This window comes from Halorubrum sp. SP3, assembly GCF_005435195.1.
Taxonomy (GTDB): Archaea; Halobacteriota; Halobacteria; order Halobacteriales; family Haloferacaceae; genus Halorubrum; species Halorubrum sodomense.
Map to the genome: position 1 here is coordinate 164,640 of NZ_SGTU01000005.1, position 18,349 is coordinate 182,988.

19 protein-coding genes are annotated in these 18,349 nt (G+C 72.7%); 13 read left to right on the forward strand and 6 right to left on the reverse strand.

Annotated elements, in window-relative coordinates:
• Positions 1–48: 48 nt before the first annotated feature.
• Together EXE42_RS05915 and EXE42_RS05920 are read right to left on the reverse strand one after the other, a co-directional pair.
• On the reverse strand, positions 49–708 hold the full coding sequence (locus EXE42_RS05915; protein WP_092922128.1) for a trimeric intracellular cation channel family protein: 660 nt from the start codon (positions 706–708) through the stop codon (positions 49–51).
• Entirely contained in the window at positions 705–1,532 is an 828-nt protein-coding gene (locus EXE42_RS05920; protein WP_174549006.1) for a DUF2797 domain-containing protein, read from the reverse strand. The genes EXE42_RS05915 and EXE42_RS05920 overlap by 4 nt, the downstream gene beginning before the upstream one ends.
• Positions 1,533–1,712: 180 nt before the next feature.
• On the opposite strand from EXE42_RS05920, the gene EXE42_RS05925 reads away from it, so the two are divergent.
• Positions 1,713–2,162: a hypothetical protein gene (locus tag EXE42_RS05925; protein WP_092922125.1), complete on the forward strand. Its 450-nt coding sequence runs from the start codon at positions 1,713–1,715 to the stop codon at positions 2,160–2,162.
• 26 nt (positions 2,163–2,188) lie between these two features.
• Here the strand turns inward: EXE42_RS05925 and menD are convergent, their stop codons facing one another.
• The gene (gene menD / locus EXE42_RS05930) at positions 2,189–4,096 is read right to left on the reverse strand and encodes a 2-succinyl-5-enolpyruvyl-6-hydroxy-3-cyclohexene-1-carboxylic-acid synthase (RefSeq protein ID WP_137706088.1); all 1,908 of its coding nucleotides are present in this window, start codon (positions 4,094–4,096) and stop codon (positions 2,189–2,191) included.
• 84 nt (positions 4,097–4,180) lie between these two features.
• Positions 4,181–4,567 carry a DUF5830 family protein gene (locus tag EXE42_RS05935; protein ID WP_137694786.1) on the reverse strand — a complete coding sequence of 129 codons (387 nt, stop codon included), beginning with the start codon at positions 4,565–4,567 and terminating at the stop codon, positions 4,181–4,183.
• Positions 4,568–4,691: 124 nt separating this feature from the next.
• Between EXE42_RS05935 and EXE42_RS05940 the strand changes: the two genes are divergently transcribed.
• From EXE42_RS05940 to EXE42_RS05985, 10 genes are all read left to right on the forward strand, one after another.
• Positions 4,692–5,057, forward strand: coding sequence for a hypothetical protein (locus EXE42_RS05940; protein ID WP_092922116.1), 366 nt, complete (start codon positions 4,692–4,694; stop codon positions 5,055–5,057).
• Between the two features lie 86 nt (positions 5,058–5,143).
• Positions 5,144–6,208 carry a VOC family protein gene (locus EXE42_RS05945; RefSeq protein ID WP_137706089.1) on the forward strand — a complete coding sequence of 355 codons (1,065 nt, stop codon included), beginning with the start codon at positions 5,144–5,146 and terminating at the stop codon, positions 6,206–6,208.
• Entirely contained in the window at positions 6,205–6,891 is a 687-nt protein-coding gene (locus tag EXE42_RS05950; protein WP_092922110.1) for an alpha/beta hydrolase, read from the forward strand. The genes EXE42_RS05945 and EXE42_RS05950 overlap by 4 nt, the downstream gene beginning before the upstream one ends.
• Before the next feature lie 94 nt (positions 6,892–6,985).
• Positions 6,986–7,528: a DUF2249 domain-containing protein gene (locus EXE42_RS05955; protein WP_092922107.1), complete on the forward strand. Its 543-nt coding sequence runs from the start codon at positions 6,986–6,988 to the stop codon at positions 7,526–7,528.
• A 127-nt stretch (positions 7,529–7,655) separates the two neighbouring features.
• Positions 7,656–8,186, forward strand: a complete 531-nt coding sequence (locus tag EXE42_RS05960) for a halocyanin domain-containing protein (RefSeq protein WP_092922104.1) — start codon at positions 7,656–7,658, stop codon at positions 8,184–8,186.
• A 266-nt stretch (positions 8,187–8,452) separates the two neighbouring features.
• Positions 8,453–10,372, forward strand: coding sequence for a TAT-dependent nitrous-oxide reductase (gene nosZ, locus EXE42_RS05965; RefSeq protein WP_092922101.1), 1,920 nt, complete (start codon positions 8,453–8,455; stop codon positions 10,370–10,372).
• 4 nt (positions 10,373–10,376) lie between these two features.
• Positions 10,377–11,195 (forward strand): hypothetical protein, encoded by an 819-nt coding sequence (locus tag EXE42_RS05970; RefSeq protein ID WP_092922098.1) that lies wholly within the window; start codon positions 10,377–10,379, stop codon positions 11,193–11,195.
• A complete protein-coding gene (nosD, locus tag EXE42_RS05975; protein WP_137706090.1) occupies positions 11,185–12,693 on the forward strand; it encodes a nitrous oxide reductase family maturation protein NosD in 1,509 nt (502 codons plus the stop codon). Before EXE42_RS05970 ends, nosD begins: the two co-directional genes overlap by 11 nt.
• Entirely contained in the window at positions 12,690–13,505 is an 816-nt protein-coding gene (locus EXE42_RS05980; protein WP_137706091.1) for an ABC transporter ATP-binding protein, read from the forward strand. Before nosD ends, EXE42_RS05980 begins: the two co-directional genes overlap by 4 nt.
• Positions 13,502–14,494 (forward strand): ABC transporter permease, encoded by a 993-nt coding sequence (locus EXE42_RS05985; protein ID WP_092922089.1) that lies wholly within the window; start codon positions 13,502–13,504, stop codon positions 14,492–14,494. Before EXE42_RS05980 ends, EXE42_RS05985 begins: the two co-directional genes overlap by 4 nt.
• A gap of 41 nt (positions 14,495–14,535) precedes the next feature.
• Here the strand turns inward: EXE42_RS05985 and EXE42_RS05990 are convergent, their stop codons facing one another.
• A complete protein-coding gene (locus tag EXE42_RS05990) occupies positions 14,536–15,276 on the reverse strand; it encodes a helix-turn-helix domain-containing protein (RefSeq protein ID WP_137706092.1) in 741 nt (246 codons plus the stop codon).
• Between EXE42_RS05990 and EXE42_RS05995 the strand changes: the two genes are divergently transcribed.
• Together EXE42_RS05995 and EXE42_RS06000 are read left to right on the forward strand one after the other, a co-directional pair.
• On the forward strand, positions 15,275–15,703 hold the full coding sequence (locus EXE42_RS05995) for a DUF2249 domain-containing protein (RefSeq protein WP_092922083.1): 429 nt from the start codon (positions 15,275–15,277) through the stop codon (positions 15,701–15,703). The two genes, EXE42_RS05990 and EXE42_RS05995, sit on opposite strands and share 2 nt — an antisense overlap.
• A 90-nt stretch (positions 15,704–15,793) precedes the next feature.
• A complete protein-coding gene (locus tag EXE42_RS06000) occupies positions 15,794–16,903 on the forward strand; it encodes a radical SAM protein (RefSeq protein WP_137706093.1) in 1,110 nt (369 codons plus the stop codon).
• Positions 16,904–16,930: 27 nt separating this feature from the next.
• Here EXE42_RS06000 and EXE42_RS06005 read toward each other — a convergent pair whose 3' ends face one another.
• On the reverse strand, positions 16,931–18,295 hold the full coding sequence (locus EXE42_RS06005) for an MFS transporter (RefSeq protein WP_137706094.1): 1,365 nt from the start codon (positions 18,293–18,295) through the stop codon (positions 16,931–16,933).
• Between the last annotated feature and the right edge of the window lie 54 nt (positions 18,296–18,349).

Sequence of the window (18,349 nt, forward strand, 5' to 3'; positions counted from 1 at the left end):
AGGGTTCGGTTCTGGCGGCGGATCGGTCGCCGGGCGTTCGCCTCGCTCCTATCGGCCGAACTCGTCGCCAAGTCGCTTCGCGGTCGGGAGCCGCCAACCGCGCGCGACGGCGACGAGCCGGAGCCCGACCGTCACCCCGGCGCACGTCGCGGCCGCGACCCCGGATGGACCACCGAGCGCACCGACCACCCAGTACGCGATCCCGCCGGCAACGGCGCAGCTCGCGTAGAAGTCCTCGAAGAGGATGAACGGGGACCGGTCGAGCAGGATGTCGGCGAGCGCGCCGCCGCCGACGGCGTTGATCGTCGCGACGGCCACGACGCCGAACGCGGACACCCCGGCGTCAGTCGCGACGATGGCGCCGGTCGTGGCGAACGCGGCGAGGCCGACGGCGTCGGCGACGAGCGTCACCGGGTGTTCGTCGGGGGAGGCGAGCCACGCGCTCAGACCCACGGCGAGCCCGACGCCGAACAGTCCGAGGAGTATCTCGACCGGCGAGCGCAGCGCCAGCGGGACGCGCGCGACGAGGAGGTCCCGGGTGACGCCGCCGGCGAACGCCATCGCCAGCCCGACGACCGCGACGCCGAAGAGGTCGAACTCCTCGCGGACCGCCTTGCTCGCGCCGACCAGCGCGAACGCGACGAGTCCGACGGTGTTCATCACGGCGAACGGGTCGCCGAAGAGCGCCGCGAGGACGCCCCCGTTCATCCGCCGAACGCCCCGAGGCTCGACTGGAGCTCCCGCTCCGGCACCGCGTCGGTCAGCTCGTAGCCGACGAGGTCGCGCGCGTCGACCGCGTACGTCGAGCCGCCGCGGTCGAGCACCAGCACTCGGCCTTTCCAGCCGCGGACGGTCCCCGCCGCCATCGTCTCCGCGACGGGGCGGTCGTCGAGGTCGAGCCCGTAGTCGAGGTCGAACCGCTCGATCGGGTCGAACCGGTCGAGGAGGGCCGCCCACGCCGCCTCGTCGACCGCGCGCCCGAACCCGTCGAGCTTCGTCGGGACGCGGACGCGGTCGACGAGGTCGTCGCCCGCGGCCAGCTCGGCCTCCACCTCACGGGCGATCCGGCCGTTCGGGAAGGTCCGAACGTGGGCCGCGCGGTCAGCGCCCTGCTCGCGGAGGCGGGTCCCCAGCCGCCACTCGCGGGTGACGCCCACCTTCAGCACGTCGGGCGCGAACGCGGCGAGGTACATCGCGTGGGTCTCGCCGCAGTCCATCTCGTCTTTCAGGCACGTCCCGGTACACCGGGCGCACACCCAGACGTGACTGTGGTCGTCGCAGTACGGCGCGTCGGCGGCGTCGCAGGCGACGTGGTCCCCCTCGTGGACCGTCCCCGCGCAGCGGCGCTCGCCGAGGCCGAAGGCCAGTTCGGTCCCCGGGCTCGCGTCCACGAAGTCGACGGTCCCCCCGCTCGCGACGTAGAGCCCGCCGCCGATCGGTCCGCTCGCCTCGGCGATCGGACCCGCGTCCCCGTCGGACTCCGACTCCGGCGAGCCGCTCGCGACGCCCGTCTCGTAGCCGACGACCTGCACGCCGCGGGGTAGGGGGAGGCGGGGCTTATAGCCGTCGTCGGCCGTCTCGTCTCGGCGCCTGGAGAGCGCCGTGATGTGCGCGCGGCGGCGATCGGCGGCGTGGAACGAGCCGGAATCGGGGCCGTCCGGTGCCCCCTCACGACCGAGATTTATAACTAATACCGGCGTCGCGCATCTGGCATGCGCACGGCAGCCCTCCCCCCGATCGTCGCCGCGGTCGTCGCGCTCGCGGTCAGCGGAATGAGACGGCTCTCGCCGATCCTCCTCGAGTCGCCCCTCTCGATCCCGTCGGCAGAGGCGCTCTCGAGGTACCTCGTGAGCGCCCAGTTCACGGCATTCCTGCTGGTCTACGGCCTGCTGTTCGGCGCCGCGCTCGCGTCGGGACTCCGGGACGCGGAGGCCTCCCCGACGTCGACCGCGCTGGCGACGGGCGCGAGCGCGACCGGCTCATTCCTGCTCGGTTCGGTCGCAGTCCTGTGGTACCTCAGTCCGGACCGCGGCCCCGTCGTCACCGCCGTCTTCGCCCTCGGTGCGAGCCTCGGCGTCGGGATCCAGTTCGCGGTCGTCGCGTACGCGGGGGTCGCGCTCGGCGAGAGCCGCCGCGGGGGACCGAGTTCGGCCCTGCCCTGATCCCGGCGGGTCGGACGCTCGCGTGACTACGCCGAGTCCGCCTCTTCGCCGTGGACCGCGCGCTCGACCGCGGCCGCCAGTCGCTCGCGTGTGCGATGGCTGGCCTCGGCGTCGGTCCGGACCTCGATCAGGTGCGACCCGGCCGCCTCGTGCGCCCGCGAGACGGCGGCTGCGACGTCGGCGGCGACCGCCGCCGCGCGTTCCGCCGGGCTCTCGCCGCCGTCCGCGGCCGCGTCGGACTGGGCGGGCGGTCGCGCGTCGATCCGCGCGTATCCGAGGCCGTGGAGCTCCGAGAGGGGCTCGAAGTCGAGCCCGTGCGGCGTCACGAACGACTCGGTGAACGGCGGCTCGAACGCCTCGATCGGGAGCTCGTGGAAGATGCCGCCGCCGTCGTTGTTGACCGCGACGACCGTTGCGTCGACCTCGCAGCGGTCGATCGCGAGCAGCCCGTTCGAGTCGTGGTACAGCGCGATGTCGCCGACGACGAGCGTGAGGTCGTCCGTCGTCGCGCTCCCCGCGCCGAGCGCGCTGGAGACGATTCCGTCGACGCCCGAGACGCCGCGGTTGCCGAGCGCGGTGACGTTCGCGGTCGTCGGCCCGACGAACCGGTCGAGGTCGCGAACCGGCATGGAGTTGGAGACGAACAGCGTCGCCGGGTCGGGGAGCGCGCCCGCGACCGCGCGGAGCGCGTCGCCCTCGTGGAACCCCGCGTCGCCCTCGTCGTCGAGCGGTTCGTCGTCGAGCGACTCCTCCTCGACCGCGTCGAGTTCGCGGTCGTGAACCGCCTCGGCGGTCCGGTCCGCCTCCTCCCACTGCGCGCGCCAGTCGGGGTCTCCGCTCCCCCCGGCGACGAGCCGCGAGAGGCGGGCGCAGAGCCGGTTCGGCTCGGCGACGACGAGCTCGGTCGCGGCGAACTCCGCCTCGCGCCAACGCCCGGCCGGGTCGACCTGGTACTGGTCGGCGCCCGTCGCCGCGAGGTACTTCCGGAGCCGCTTCGACGTGGGCGAGGCGCCGAGCCGAAGGACGAGGCTGGGGTCGCTCCAGCCCTCCGACCCGTCCCCCGCGAGGTCGGCCGAGAGGTACGCGTCGTAGCTCCCAACGACGGGTGCGACGCGGGTGTGGCCGCCGTATCTGACCCCCGAGAGCGGGTCCGCCAGCACGGGGAACCCGGTCGCGTGCGCGAGCGCCGTGACCGATTCCGGATCGATCCCCGGCGGGTCGGCGGGGCCGGCGACGATCAGCCCGCGGTCCGCCTCGCCCAGTTCGGCCGCGAGCGCGCGCAGGTCGTCGTCGCCCGGCTCGGGGGCGCCGGGCGTCACGTCGACGTAGGGGCCGTCGCGCCCGCGCTCGGCCGCCGCCGGGATGTCGTCGGGCACGTCGCCCGGCACCGGCGTCGGCTCCAGCGGCTTCGCGAACGGGACGTTGAGGTGGACCGGTCCCCGGTCGGCGCCCTCGGCGGTCGCGACGGCGCGGGCGACGGTGGTCCGCAGCGAGCGGAGCGCCCGGTCGTTCGCGGCCGGCTCCGGGAGGTCCTTGTAGAACCGGACGGCGTCCCCGTACAGTTTCTCCTGGTCCGCGGTCTGGTTCGCGCCGGAGTCGCGGAGTTCAGGGGGGCGGTCGGCCGTGAGCGCGAGGAGCGGGACGCGCGCCTCGCTCGCCTCCATCACGGCCGGGTGGTAGTTGGCGGCGGCGGTGCCGGAGGTACAGATCAGCGGCGTCACGCGGCCGGTCCGGCGGGCGCGGCCGAGCGCGAAGTACGCGGCGGCGCGCTCGTCGAGCTGCGAGAACACGCGGAGCTCGTCGTGGCCGGCGGCGGCGACGGTCAGCGGCGTGGAGCGACTGCCCGGCGAGGCGACGACGGCGTCGACGCCCGCGGCGACGAGCTCGTCGACGAGCGCGGTCGCCCACAGGACGTTCCGGTTCGGCGCGGTCATTACCGTCGCTTCGGCCGCCGACCTAAATACTCCGGCGGGTTCGGTCGACCGCCGCCCGTCGACCGCCCCCCGTCGGCGCCGCGCTCACTCCGCGTCCGACTCCCGACCGGTCACCTTCCGGACGCACGAGGAACCGAACGGTCCGAGTTCGCCCGCGTCTAACCGGACGAAGTGGCCCGTCGAAATCGAGGCCCCGCACCGCCGGCACTCGAAGTCGCCCTCGCGGGCGACGACCTGACTGTCGTACTCGACGTACGTTCCGCCTCGGAGGACTCGCAGGCGGGCGCCGTCGCGGTCGATGACCCCGCGCTTCTCGGCGGCGTCGAGGATGTCGCGGGTGAGCGCCGGGCTGGTCGTGATCGTCTCGATCCGGTCGACCGCCGCGGCGAGGTCGAGCTCCTCGCGTTCGAGGTGCGCCAGCAGCTCGACGCCGAGCTCCAGCTTCGCCTCGCGGGTCGGCGGCTCCGTCACGGCCGGCGAGACGGCGCGATCCGACTTAAGTCGGCTGGACCGCGGGCGGCGCTTGCGACCGGCGCACCGAATACAGAGCTCGCCGGACCGGCAGATTCACGTCGGTCGGCCGACACCTCGGGTCGTGGTCCGATCCCGCGACCGATCCCGTCGTCGCCCCGCGTACCGCCGCCGGCCGAACGAGTTCCGCTGGCTGTGGATCGCGGCGACCGCGACGTACGGCGTCGGCGACCTCGTCTCGACGATCGCCTTCCTCGAATACGTGCCGACGATTCGGGAGGCGAACCCGGTCGTCAGGTTCGCGCTGGAGTCGTTCGGGCTCTCGGGACTCGTGGCGCTGAAGATCGTCGTCTACCTCGTGATGCTCTGGATCAGCGTCGAGGGCGCGCGCGAGGGCGACGGCCTGCTGTACTACTTCCCGCCGGTGGTGCTCACCGTGACGGGCGCGTACCTCACCGCGAGCAACGTGCGGCTGCTGTGGGTCGCGTGAGTCGGTGCGCGCCGCCCCGCCGATGCTGGCCGCCGGCGATCGCCCCCACCGACACCGACTTTCCCGCACGGCCCCGATCCGATCCCATGCTCTCTGACACTCCCGGACTCCACCACGTCACGGGGATCGTCGGCGACGCCGGGAGCCACGCCGCCTTCTACGGCGAGACGCTCGGGCTCCGCCTGCTCCGCCGGACGGTGAACTACGAGGACCGCCTCCAGTACCACCTCTACTTCGGCGACGCGACCGGCTCGCCCGGCTCCGTGTTCACCGCCTTCCCCGACCCGAACGCCGACCCCGGACGGACCGGGAAGCCGGGCTACGACGCCGTCGCCTTCGCGGTGCCGCCGGCGTCGCTCGGCTACTGGCGCGACCGGCTCGCGGACCGCGGCGTCGAGGCCGCGCCGCTCGACGCGGACGAGCGCTTCGGCGACCGCGGGCTGACGCTCGCGGACCCGTCCGGAACGCGGGTCGAACTGGTCGCGACGCCGGACGCGGACGGGAACGGAGCCGACGGCGACGGGACCGACGACGGCTTCGACCTCTGGACCGAGGGGTCCGTCCCGACCGCGCACGCGATCCGCGGACTTCACGGGGTGACCGCGCTCCCCGCAGACCCGTACGGGACCGCGAGCGTGCTGGAGACGCTCGGCTTCGAGTACGAGGCCGAATCGGGCGACCGGGTTCGGTACCGCGCGCCGGGCGACCGCGCGACCGTCGTCGACCTGCTCGACCGCGACGCCGCGTACCTCCGGGAAGGGCCGGGGACGCTCCACCACGCCGCGGTGCGCGTCGCGGACCGCGAGGCGCTGCTGGAGTGGCACGGGCTGTTCCGCGACCGCGGATACGACGTGTCGCGCGTGAAGGACCGTCACTTCTTCCACTCGCTGTACGTCCGCGGCCCCGGCGGGCTCCTCGTCGAACTCGCGACCGAGGCGCCGACCGCCGACGGGCCGCCCGGTCCGGGGCTGGCCGATCCGAACGCGACCGGGCACGCGACCGACCTCTACCTCCCGCCCCGGTTCGGGGACGACCGCGAGCTGATCGAGTCGCAGCTGCCGCGATTCGACGGGCCGGGGTCGGAGTCGGCGGACTCGGAGGCGACGGCGTCCGCCGACTCTCGGGCGGACGACGCGGAGTCCTCGCGATGAGCCGCCGAATTCCCGGCGTCTCCGGTCCGCACGCGGACGCGACGCTCGTCACCGGCGGCGCTCCCGCCGCGGCCGCCGAGGTCGCGGTCGTGCTGGTCCACGGCCGCGGCGGCACGGCGGAGGGACTGGTCCGCCTCGCCGACGAGTTCTACCGCTCCGGCGCGACCCTCCTCGCCCCCGGCGCGGTCCGGTCGACGTGGGTCCCGGCGCCGCACGACGCGTCGCTGTCGGCCAACGAGCCCGCGCTCACCTCCGCGGTCGACTGCGTCGCGAGCGCGGTCGAGGTCGCGCGCGGCGCCGGAGTTCCGCCCGAGCGCGTCGTCCTCGTCGGGATCTCGCAGGGCGGCGCGGTCGCCGCGGAGTTCCTCCGGCGTCGGCCGCGCCGGTACGGCGGCGCGTTCGTCGTCTCGGCCGCGTTGCCGGGCGAGGACCTCGACTCGCGCGAGGTCGGGAGTCCGGGGAGCGAAGCGGACGGGCCCCTGGACGGGACGCCGGTCGCGCTCGACAGTAGCGAGGCCGACCCGCACGTGCCCCCCGAGCGCGTCCGGGCGACGGCTCGGGCCTTCGAGCGCGCCGGCGCCGCGGTCGAGTGTCGGATCGATCCGGGGGACGGTCACGGCCTCTCGGACGCGACGATGGACCGGATCGGCGAGCGGATCGAGGGACTGCTCGGCGGCGACTGACGCCCGGCTCGCACCGGCGTCCCCGCTCGGCCGTCTCGCTCCCGAACGTGTTCGCGCCGCTCGACATGCGGCTGCGGCGTCGAAGGCGAGACGCATGTCCGAACTCGACGTCAGAGAGATCCCGCCGAACGAGCGACACGACCGGATCCACGACGCGTTCGCCGCCCTGGAGCCGGGCGAGTCGCTCACGATAGTCAACGACCACGACCCGAAGCCGCTCTACTACGAGCTGTCGGCGGAGGTCCCCGCGTTCGACGACGAGGCGTACGCGGTCGAGCGCGAGGGGCCGGAGCGGTTCGTCGCCGAACTGCCGAAGGCTGAGTCCGGTGGCGAACCGGAGACGGTCCGGATCGACGACCTCGACGGCGAGCCGCACGCGTCCGTGTTCCCGGGCGAGGAGCCGAAGACCGTCCGCCTCTCGCTGGCGGCGGGCGAGGGCGTCGCGGAACACGATCACCCGGACAGAACGGTGCTGTTCCACGCGCTGGAGGGCGCCTTCGACGTCGCGCTCGACGGCGAGACCCACTCCGTCGAGGCCGGCGAACTACTCCGGTTCGACGGCGAGCGGAGCGTGGAGCCGACCGCGCGCGAGGACGGGACCGCGCTGATCGTGTTGGCCCCGCGAAGTGAGTCGTAGCCGTCCGGGCGACGGGAACCGACCGACGGCGTTTCGCGGCTCCGGGGACCGAACATGTTCGCTCGAATTCCCGGACGACGGGCCGGGTCGCAGGACGTTACAACGGATGCCACCAACGACCGAACACATGACGGACGACACGACACTCGATCGACGACGGTTCGTACAGGCGACGACCGCCGCGGGTGCGACCCTCCTGCTCGCCGGCTGTTCCGGCGGGGGCGGCGGCGGAAGCGGCGGAAGCGGTGACGGCGGAAGCGGGGGCGGTGACGGCGGAAGCGGCGGAGGCTCCGGCGGCGACACGCAGTACCTCAGCGAGGAGCCGGACTACGGCGGCTGGTTCGACGACGCGAACAACTACGAACAGACCGTCGACGCCACCGGCCGGGACGAGGTCACCGTCCGGGTCGGCGCGGGAGACGGTCTCTCGTTCGGCCCGGCCGCGGTGGCGGTGAGCACCGGAACGACCGTGGTCTGGGAGTGGACCGGCCAGGGCGGCGGTCACAACGTCTCCGCCGAGTCGGGGGACTTCGAGAGCGAGACCTCCCAGGAGCAGGGGCACACCTTCGAGTACACGTTCGAGGAGACGGGGATACAGAAGTACGTCTGTACGCCCCACGAGGCGGTCGGCATGAAGGGCGCCGTCGTCGTTCGGTGACGGCGCGACGCGACTGAGCCGCGCTTCGGTCGCGGCCGAAACGCGCGTCGGTCCGCGACGCGACGCGGCGCGATCGCTTTTTCCGGTCGGGGGTTCGGACGTATGCCGACCGTGCCCGGCCCGCGTTCCCACGTCCTCGAAACGCCGGGGGCGACCGCCGAACGTGTTCGCGCGCTTCCTACCGCCCAGCAAGCCGCTCGGCGACCTATATATCGGAGGCCGAAACGTCCGCGTGTCGCGAGGGAATCGCCGCTCGCGGATTCACTATGTCGAACGAAACACAGCGGTCCACGGACGCGGGAGAATCGGGCGACGAGACGACCGGCTCGACGGACGGGTTCGACTCGATGCTCCCCGGCGTCCGTCGCCGCGACTTCGTGAAGGCCGGCGCCGCCGCCGGCGGACTCAGCGGGCTTGCCGGCTGTACCAGCCTGCTGAGCGAGGACGACGTCGGGGGGACGGCCTCGGCGAGCGGGGTCGACAACACCGTGCCGCCGGGCGAACACGACGAGTACTACGGGATTCTCAGCGGCGGGCAGGACGGTAACGTCCGCGTGTACGGACTCCCGTCGATGCGGGAGATCATCCGGATCCCGGTGTTCAACCGGGACGCCTCGCGCGGCTACGGCTTCGACGACGAGAGCAAGCAGATGCTCGAAGACGCCGGCGGCTACACGTGGGGCGACACCCACCACCCCCGGATCAGCCAGACCGACGGGGACTACGACGGGCGGTTCGCGTACGTCAACGACAAGGCGAACGGGCGCATGGCCCGGATCGACCTGACGTACTTCGAGACGGACGCGATCGTCAACATCCCGAACCAGCAGGGGACGCACGGCGCCTGTGCGCAGCTGCCGGACACCGACCTCATCTTCGGCGTCGGCGAGTTCCGGACCCCGATCCCCAACGACGGGACCGGCGACCTCGAGGACCCGGACTCGTACGGCTCCGTTCTCGCCGCGATCAACCCCGAGTCGATGAACGTCGAGTGGGAGGTCCTCATCGACGGCAACATGGACAACGGCGACGGGAGCAAGGAGGGCCGGTACTTCTTCACGAGCGCCTACAACACGGAGGAGGCAGCGACCGAGTCGGGGATGACACGCGCCGACCGCGACGACGTGAAGGCCTTCGACATCCCGCGGATCGAGGCGGCCGTCGAGGCCGGGAACTACGAGATGCTGAACGGGGTCCCGGTCGTCGACGGGCGGAAGGACAGCCCGCTCAACCGGGGCGACGAACCGATCGTTCACTACATTCCGACGCCGAAGAGCCCGCACGGGGTCAGCGTCACCCCGGACAACAGCTACGCCATCGTCAGCGGGAAGCTCGACCCGACCGCGACGGTCATCGACATCGAGGCGATCGCCGAGGTCGACGACCCGGCCGACGCGATCGTCGGGCAGCCGAAACTCGGTCTCGGTCCGCTCCACACGGCCTACGACGGCCGGGGGCACGCGTACACGACGCTGTTCATCGACTCGCAGGTCGTCAAGTGGGACATCGAGGAGGCGGTCAACGCCGAGCCCCGCTCCGAGAGTCCGGTGATCGAGAAGATCGACGTCCACTACAACCCCGGTCACCTCATCGCCGCGGAGTCGTACACCGAGGACCCGGCGGGCGACTGGCTCGTCTCACTGAACAAGCTCTCGAAGGACCGGTTCCTCCCCGTCGGTCCGCAACACCCCGAGAACGACCAGCTGATCTACATCGGTGACGACGAGAACGGGATGGAGCTGGTGAAGGACTCGCCCGCGCAGGCCGAGCCGCACGACGCGTCGATCTGTCACAGGTCGAAGATCAATCCCAAGGCGGTCTACGACCCCGAGGACCTCGAACTCAGCCACACGGCCGAGGGCGAGGAGACGATGGAGCGGGTCTCCGACGACCGCGTCGAGATCGAGATGTACTCGACCCGGAACCACTACGGGTTCCAGAAGATGGTCGTCCAGGAGGGCGACGAGGTCGAGATGCAGGTGACGAACGTCGAGACCACGAGCGACATGCTCCACTCGGTGGCGATCCCGGACCACGACGTCCACATGCGGGTCGCGCCCCAGGAGACGCGGAAGGCGACGTTCACCGCGGACGAGCCCGGCGTCTACTGGATCTACTGCGCGCACTTCTGCAGCGCGTTACACCTGGAGATGCGCTCGCGGCTCATTGTCAAACCGGAGGAATAACGCCATGGCCTCGTCGCTCACGCGGCTGACCGAGATCCGACGCGCGCTCCCGCTGGCAGCGGCCGCGCTGCTCGTCGGCGCGCTGCTGGTTCCGGTGTGGACGATCACGCTCACGGCGCCGCAGTACCCCGGTCAAGAGCTGCTCATCGAGCTGTACGCCTACCCGCGTCTGGGCGGCGACTTCGCCGAGGTACAGGGGCTCAACAAGTACGCGGGGTTCCACTACCCCGACCCGGTGTTCATCGAACCGAACTACGACGTCAGCGAGGCGGCGATCGACGTCCCCGAGTGGCTGCTCGGGCCGGTCGTGTTCGTCGGCCTCGCACTCACGGGCGCCTTCGTCGCGTTCGCCCCGACGGTCCGCAAGCTGAAGGCCGGGCTCACCGCCCAGCTCGTCGGCACGATCACCGTCTTCGTCGGGATGTTCGCGTTCATCCAGTACCGGCTCTACCAGGCCGGCCACTCGTTGGACCCGGACGCGCCGCTTCGCGGGATCGACCCGTTCACCCCGCCCCTCCTGGGCCCCTACGAGGTGGCCAACATCAGCGGCTTCGCGTGGTTCGGTCCCGGCGGGTACATGACCGTCCTCGCGGTCCTGCTGCTCGCGACCGCGTACCTCGCGCGGGACATCGAGGCGACCGTGGACGAGCTCCCGGCGCTGGCCCGCGGGCTCCCCGGCGCGATCCGCGAGCGTCGGTCGGGAGGCGGCGACGGCGCCCCCGACGACCGCGCGAACCGGGACCGGGGCGCGAGCGACGGCACCGACACGACCCGAGAGACCGACCGAGACCGCGACGTCGGCGGGGGCGACCATGTCGGGTGATCGCCTCGAGGTCGGCTTCCTCGCGGCGGCCTGCGTCGCGGCGCTGATCGCGGTCGGGTTCGCGGTCGCGCTCCCGGTCGCCGGGGCGGGCATCGGCGGCGGCGCCGCGGACGCGGGTGCCGCGGCCGCCGCGACGACCGCGTCCGGGGCGCCCGGTCTCACCGTCGCGACCGACTTCGCCGCGACCGGCGTGACCGCGCCCGAACGCGACGGGACCGCCGCCGTCGACGGCGAGTCGTTCGCCTCCGCGCAGGCGGCGATCGACGCCGCCGAGCCCGGCGACACGGTCGTCCTCGACGGGCGGTTCGACGAGCGCGTGAACGCGAGCGTCGACGACCTGCGGATCGTCGCGGGCGAGGACGGCGCGGTGATCGACGGCGGCGGCGAGGGGCGCGTGCTCACGGTCGCCGGCGACAACGTCACCGTCTCCGGCGTGTGGATCCGCGGCTCCGGCAGCGACCTCGGCACCGAGGACGCCGGGGTCTTCGTCGCTGGCGACCGCGCCCGGATCGAGTCGGTCCGGATCACCGACACGGCGTACGGGATCTGGATCGACAGCGCCGACCGGGCCGTCATCGAGAACGTGCGGATCGACGGCCGGAGGGACGTGTACCCGGTCACCGACCGCGGGAACGGGATCCATCTGTTCGAGACGAACGGGACCGTCATCCGCGACAGCGAGATCGCCCACACCCGCGACGGGATCTACTTCTCGTGGGCGACGAACGTGCTCGCCGAGGGCAACACGATCCGCCACACCCGGTACGGCGTCCACTACATGTACTCGGACGACAACCGCCTCGTCGACAACGTCGCCGCCGACAACGGCGTCGGCTACGCGCTGATGGTGAGCGAGGGCCTGACCGTTCGCAACAACACCGCCCTGCGCAGCAACGGCACCAGCGGGCACGGGATCTTGGCGAAGGACATCGAGGACTCGACGATCGCCGGGAACCACCTCGTCGCGAACCGGAACGGACTGTACCTCTACAACGCGCAGGGGAACCGGCTCGTCGGCAACCTGATCTACCGCAACGGGATCGGGATCCACAGCGCCGCCGAGAGCAACAACGCGGTGGTGGCGGGCAACAGCTTCGTCCGCAACGACCGGGCCGCCAAGACGGCGCGGAACTCGCTCGTCGAGTGGAACGGCACCGACCGCGGCAACTACTGGTCCGGCGCGCGGGTCGTCGACCGGGACGGCGACGGCGTGAGCGAGATCCGACACCGACCGATCGGCGTCGTCGAGAACCTCGTGGCCGACCACCCGCAGGCCGCGGCGTTCGCGAATAGCCCGGCGTTCGAGGCGGTGCGGATGGCCGAGAGCTCCTTCCCGGTGATCGAGACGCCCGGCGTGGTCGACCGCCACCCGCTCGTCGAGCCGAACCACGACTGGCGGGCCTACGAGCCGACCGGGTCTGGAACGAGCGGGAGCGACACCGGCGGCGAGGCGACCCGCGCCGCGAACCGAACCGCGGACACGGAGGACACACCATGAGAATCGACGCGACCGACGTGCGGAAGACGTACGGGGACGTGACCGCCCTCGACGGGCTCTCGCTGTCGGTCCCGAGCGGCTCGACGTTCGGGATCATCGGTACCAACGGCGCGGGCAAGTCGACGCTGTTCCGGCTGCTCGTCGGTCACGACCGGCCGGACGCCGGGACGGTGAGCGTCGGCGGCACCGACGTGACCGAGGACGGGCGACGGGTCCGCCGGCGCGTCGGCTACCTCCCCGAACACGTCGGCTTCCCGGACGGGCTCACCGGCCGGGAGGCGTTGGGGGTACACCGGGCGATCCGCGGCCTCCCGAAGGACGGGCGGATCGCCGAGGCGATCGAGCGCGTCGGGCTGACCGCGGACGAGGCCGATCGCCGCGTCTCGGGCTACTCGAACGGCATGCAGCGCCGGCTCGGGCTGGCGACGGTGCTGCTCCCGGATCCGGACGTTCTCGTCCTCGACGAGCCGACGGCCGGGCTCGACCCCCGCGGCGTCGACGAGTTCCACGCCATCGTCGAGGATATCACCGCGGAGACCGACGCGACGGTGGTGTTCTGCTCGCACGTCCTCCCCGAGGTCGAGCGGCTCTGCGACCGCGCGGCCGTCCTCCACGACGGGCGGGTGCGCGCGGCGGGCCCGGTCGACGAACTCGCCGCCGGGGCGGACGCGGGAGACCCCGAGACGGGCGACGGCGAAGCGGCTTCCCGTTCCGGGCGCGGTCGCGGCGATCTCCGGGCCGCGTTCCGCCGGGCGATCGGAGACGACGCCGCGCGCGGCGCGCGGACCGACACCGAGGAGGTGGCGCCGTGAGCGATCCGTGCGAGCGGTCCGCCGAGGAGCGGGGGGAAGCGGAGACTCGTCCCGACGGCGGCCACCCTGACGCGACGGCCGCGGTCGGCGCGCTCGACGGCGAGAGCGAGGTCGACGCGACCGAGTCGGAGTCGACGGCGACCGTCGACGCGGCCGAGACCGCGACGAGCGGCGGCGCCCGCGAGGCGCTCCGACACGTGTTCGTCGTCGCCGTCACGGAGTACCGGCTGGCGGTCCGGAGCCGGTGGGCGCTCGCGCTGACCGGGCTGTTCGTCGTCTTCGGCGGGACGGTCCTGACGTTCAGCGGCTCCGCCGTCGGGCCCGCGGGCGCCGAGCGCGTCGTCGCGTCGCTGACGAGCCTCGCGGCCTACCTCGTCCCGCTCGCGGCGCTCGCGCTCGGCTACGACGCGATCGTCGGCCGCGAGGACGAGGGGTGGCTCGCGGTCGTGTTCTCGCTGCCGGTCCGCCGGAGCGAGGTCGTCGCCGGCACGTACCTCGGCCGGCTGGCGGTGCTGGCGGGCGCGACGCTGCTCGGGTTCGGCTTCAGCGGCGCCCTGATAGTCCGCGAGTTCGGGACGGGTTCGCTCTCCGCGTTCCTCGGGTTCCTCGGCGGGACGCTCGCCGTCGGGGCCGCGTTCCTCGCGGTCGCGCTGCTGCTGTCGACCGTCGCCCGCGAGAAGACCCACGCGCTCGGCGCGGCGCTGCTCGCGTGGGTGTGGTTCGTGCTGGTCCACGACCTGCTCGCGCTCGGGATCGTCGCGGCCGCCGAGCCGTCGGACGCCGCGCTCTCGGCGCTGGTGCTGTCGAACCCGGTGAGCGCGTTCCGCGTGTTCGTGTTGAGCGGGCTCGGCACCACCGCCGGCGGCGGGTTCACGGCCGTCCTCGCCGGCAGCGGCCTCTCGACCGTCTCCCTCGCGGCCGCGCTCGGCGCGTGGTGCGTGGTCCCCGTCGCGGTCGCCGCGAGGCTGGTCCGTCGCCGTCGGCTCTGAGAGGGGTCGGTCGCGTCCGACGGTGATCGACTCCGACCGCGTTACTGGATCCGCTCGATACCGTCGTCCTCGGGCGACTCGAAGTCGACCGGGCGGCGCGGGAGGTCGTCGACGAACTCGCGGACGACGGTGCGCTCGACGCGTTGGAGCACCTCGCTACAGGTCGACTTGGCGATGCCGACGTGCTCGGCCACCTCGGTGAGCGTACACTCGCGGGGGACGTCGTAGTAGCCGCGGTCGACCGCCTCGAAGAGGACCTCGCGCTGGCGCTCGGTGAGGGACCCTCCCAGGTTCACGCGCTGTTGGACGTACTCGACCTCGAACTCCGCGCCGACGTCGCGGAGGGCGTCGCCGAACTTCGCGACGCGCTCGTGGTCGCCCGTGACGTCGACGCGGGCGATCCCGTCGCGGATCTCGACCGGCATCTCGATGGGGACTCCGGCCCGCTGGGCGACGGCCTGAAGGAGCGGGACGAGCGCCTCGACCTGGACGGTGACCATCCCGTCGTCCTCGGCCATCACCGACGAGTGGGTGATCGTCTCGTGGTCGTCGATCGCGTCGAGGATCGGGTCCGTATCGTCCGCGGTGATCCGGACCAGCGCGAATCCGGCGCCGTCGGTGGGCGTCGCAGTCATCACCTGGAACCGCGCGTCGGGGAACTCCCGCGAGACGTCTCCGACCCACGGCCCGTCGGGAATCGTCACGCGGAGGCGTGCCTGTGCCATGCGCGCGAGTTCGGCGCCGGCGTGGAAGTACCTTCGGCTCCGCGCCCGTCGGAACATGTTCGTCACAAACGACCCGGGGATCAGGTTCGTCCCCCAGGATATGAGCCGAGAACCCGGCGATCCGGCGGCGGTCGAACGGGCGGTGACCGAGCGGACCGACGCGCCGACGGACGGGGAGACCGTCTCCCTCGACGTGCGGAACCTCGGGCCGCCGAAGCCGCTGCGCGAGACGCTCGAACGCGTCGAGGCGCTCGGCGACGGCGACGTCTTGGTCCAGTACAACGACCGGACGCCGCAGTTCCTCTTCCCGCGGCTGGCGGACCGCGGCTACGCCTACGCCGCGGTCGAGACCGACGCGACCGACGCGGTCGTCACGGCGGTCTGGCCGGCCGACGACGGCGACGGTGTGTCGACGGACGAAGGGACCCCGGCCGGCGACCCCGGCGCGACCGATCCGTCGCCCGGGAGCGCGTCGAACCCCTGATCGACCCTGACGACTCCGCGCACCGAGAGGGCGGGTGAACACGTTCGGGAACGACCCCAAACGGCTCGGGGTCGTATCGGTACGCGAGCGATGTTCGACGACCTCGACACGGACCGGCGGCCGCTGGTCCTCGTCTGGGAGGTCACGCAGGCCTGCGGGCTCGCCTGTCGCCACTGCCGGGCCGACGCGCGCCCGGAGCGGCACCCGGACGAACTGACGACCGCGGAGGGGAAGCGACTGCTGGAGGACGCCGCCGCGTTCGGGGAGGGGCAGCTCGTCGTCCTCTCCGGGGGCGACCCGCTCGCCCGCGACGACCTCACGGAGCTGGTCGCGCACGGCGACGACCTCGGCCTCCGGACGACGATCACGCCGAGCGGGACGCGGTCGCTCACGCCCGAGCGCGTCCGCGAGCTGGGGGACGCCGGGATCGCGCGGATGGCGCTCAGCCTCGACGGCTCGACCCGCGAGCGCCACGACGCGTTCCGCGGCGAGGAGAGCTTCGAGGACACCGTCGCGGCCGCCCGCGCCGCCCGCGACGCGGGAATCCCGCTTCAGGTCAACACGACCGTCTGCGCGGACACGGTCGACGACCTCCCCGCGGTCCGCGACCGCGTCCGCGAGCTCGGCGCCGTCCTCTGGAGCGTCTTCTTCCTCGTCCCGGTGGGTCGCGGCCGCGTCCTCGACCCCGTCTCGCCCGAGCGCGCCGAGGAGGCGATGGCGTGGCTCCACGAGGTGTCCGACGGGGAGCGGTTCGGCGTCAAGACGACGGAGGCGCCGTTCTACCGCCGCGTCGGAATCGAACGCGCGAGCGACGGCGAGACGGACGGCGCCGCGGGTCGCCGCGGCGGGATCACGGCCGGGCGCGGCTTCGCGTTCGTGAGCCACACCGGCGAAGTGTACCCGTCCGGATTCCTCCCCGAGTCGGCCGGGAACGTGCGCGAGCGGTCGGTCGTCGACGTCTACCGCGACTCCGACCTCTTCGAGTCGCTCCGCGACCCCGACGGCTTCTCGGGGAAGTGCGGCGCCTGCGAGTACCGGCACGTCTGCGGCGGGAGCCGGTCCCGGGCGTACGCGGCCACCGGCGACCCGACCGGCAGCGACCCGCTGTGCCCGTACGTCCCCGAGGGGTACGACGGGCCGCTCCCGGAGTGGCAGCGGGGCGCGGGCGACGGCGGCGACCCGCCCGAGCCGGCGGACTGAGTGCGAGCGGCACGGTCGCGTTCGAACTCAGGCGTACGCCTCGAACTCCCGGCCGAACGCGAGGAAGTAGCCGGTCCCGACGAGGCCGATGACGGCCGCGACGGTGAACGCGACCTCCGGGCTGACGAAGTCCCACAGGTACCCGCCGACCGCGGCGCTCGGGATCACGATCGTGTTCCGGAGCAGGTAGTACGTCCCCGTGACGCGGCCGCCGGCGCCGCGCTCCGCCGGCCCGACGATCAGCGCCTTGTGCGACGGCAGCCCCGCGAACCGGAGGCCGGAGAACGCGAAGACGGCGACCATCACCGCGGACAGCGGCAGCGCCGAGCCCGCCAGCGCCGGCGCGTAGATCAGGACGACGGGGAAGACGGCGTACACGGCGAAGCCGACCGCGACGACCGGCTTGAGCCCGACCCGCTCCGCGAGCTTCGACGCGGGGACCATGATAAGCAACGCGACGAGCATCTCGACGCCGAGGAGGTAGCCGAAGAACGCCTGCGACGAGAGGCTCACGTCGTACGCGAACCCGCCGAGCGCGACGGTCGCGTCGAGGCCGACCTCGAACAACCGGGTGACCACCAGCACGAAGAACACGTACACCATCCCGTTCGCGAACCGCACGAGCGTGTCGCCGACGAGCAGCGGGCGGAGGGGTTCGGGCATCTCGCGGAGGTCCCGACGAATCCGGTCGAGCCCCGCGAACGAGTCGCCGAAACTGTCGCCGCTCGCGTCGTAGAGGACGTGCTGGACGAGCGTGCCGAGGACGCCGAATACCACCGTGACACCGAGGACGAACCGGAAGCTGACGGTGAACTCCGGACGCAGGCCGATGAGGACGGCGGCAAGCACCGGGCCGACGAGGAACGCCGTCCGCCGGAACGTCTCCGTGCTGGCGAATCCCGCGGCCAGCCGCGAGGGGTCGGTCGCCTGCTTGACCACCGCGAACGTCGCGCCGAGGCCGAACGACTTCCACGCCTGTGCGAGGGTCAGGCCGACGAAGATCCACGCCCACGGCTCGACGGTCACGCCCGCGACGGCGACCGAACCGATCCCCGGCGCGACCACCCAGACGGCGAAGCCGAGGGTCGACAGCAGTCCGAAGACGGTCAGCGCGTACCGCGACCCGATCCGGTCGGAGACCGCGCCGCCCGGGTACGGGTACAGCGCCGAGATGACGTTGCCGAACGTGCCGAACAGGCCGACGACGAACCCCGACGCGCCGAGCGCGACCATGTACTCCGGGAGGAACCGGTTCGTCATCTGGAACCCCAGGCTGAACGCGAACATCGCGGCCGACAGGACGAGCACGTCCCGCTCCAACGCGAAGAACCGCCGGAACGCGTCCAGCGCTCCGGACGACGTCGCGCCGGTCGCGGGGGCGTCTTCGCTCACGCGTCGCGTCCCCGCGGTTCGAGACGGTCTGTGTCGCCGGCCCCGACCGGAGTC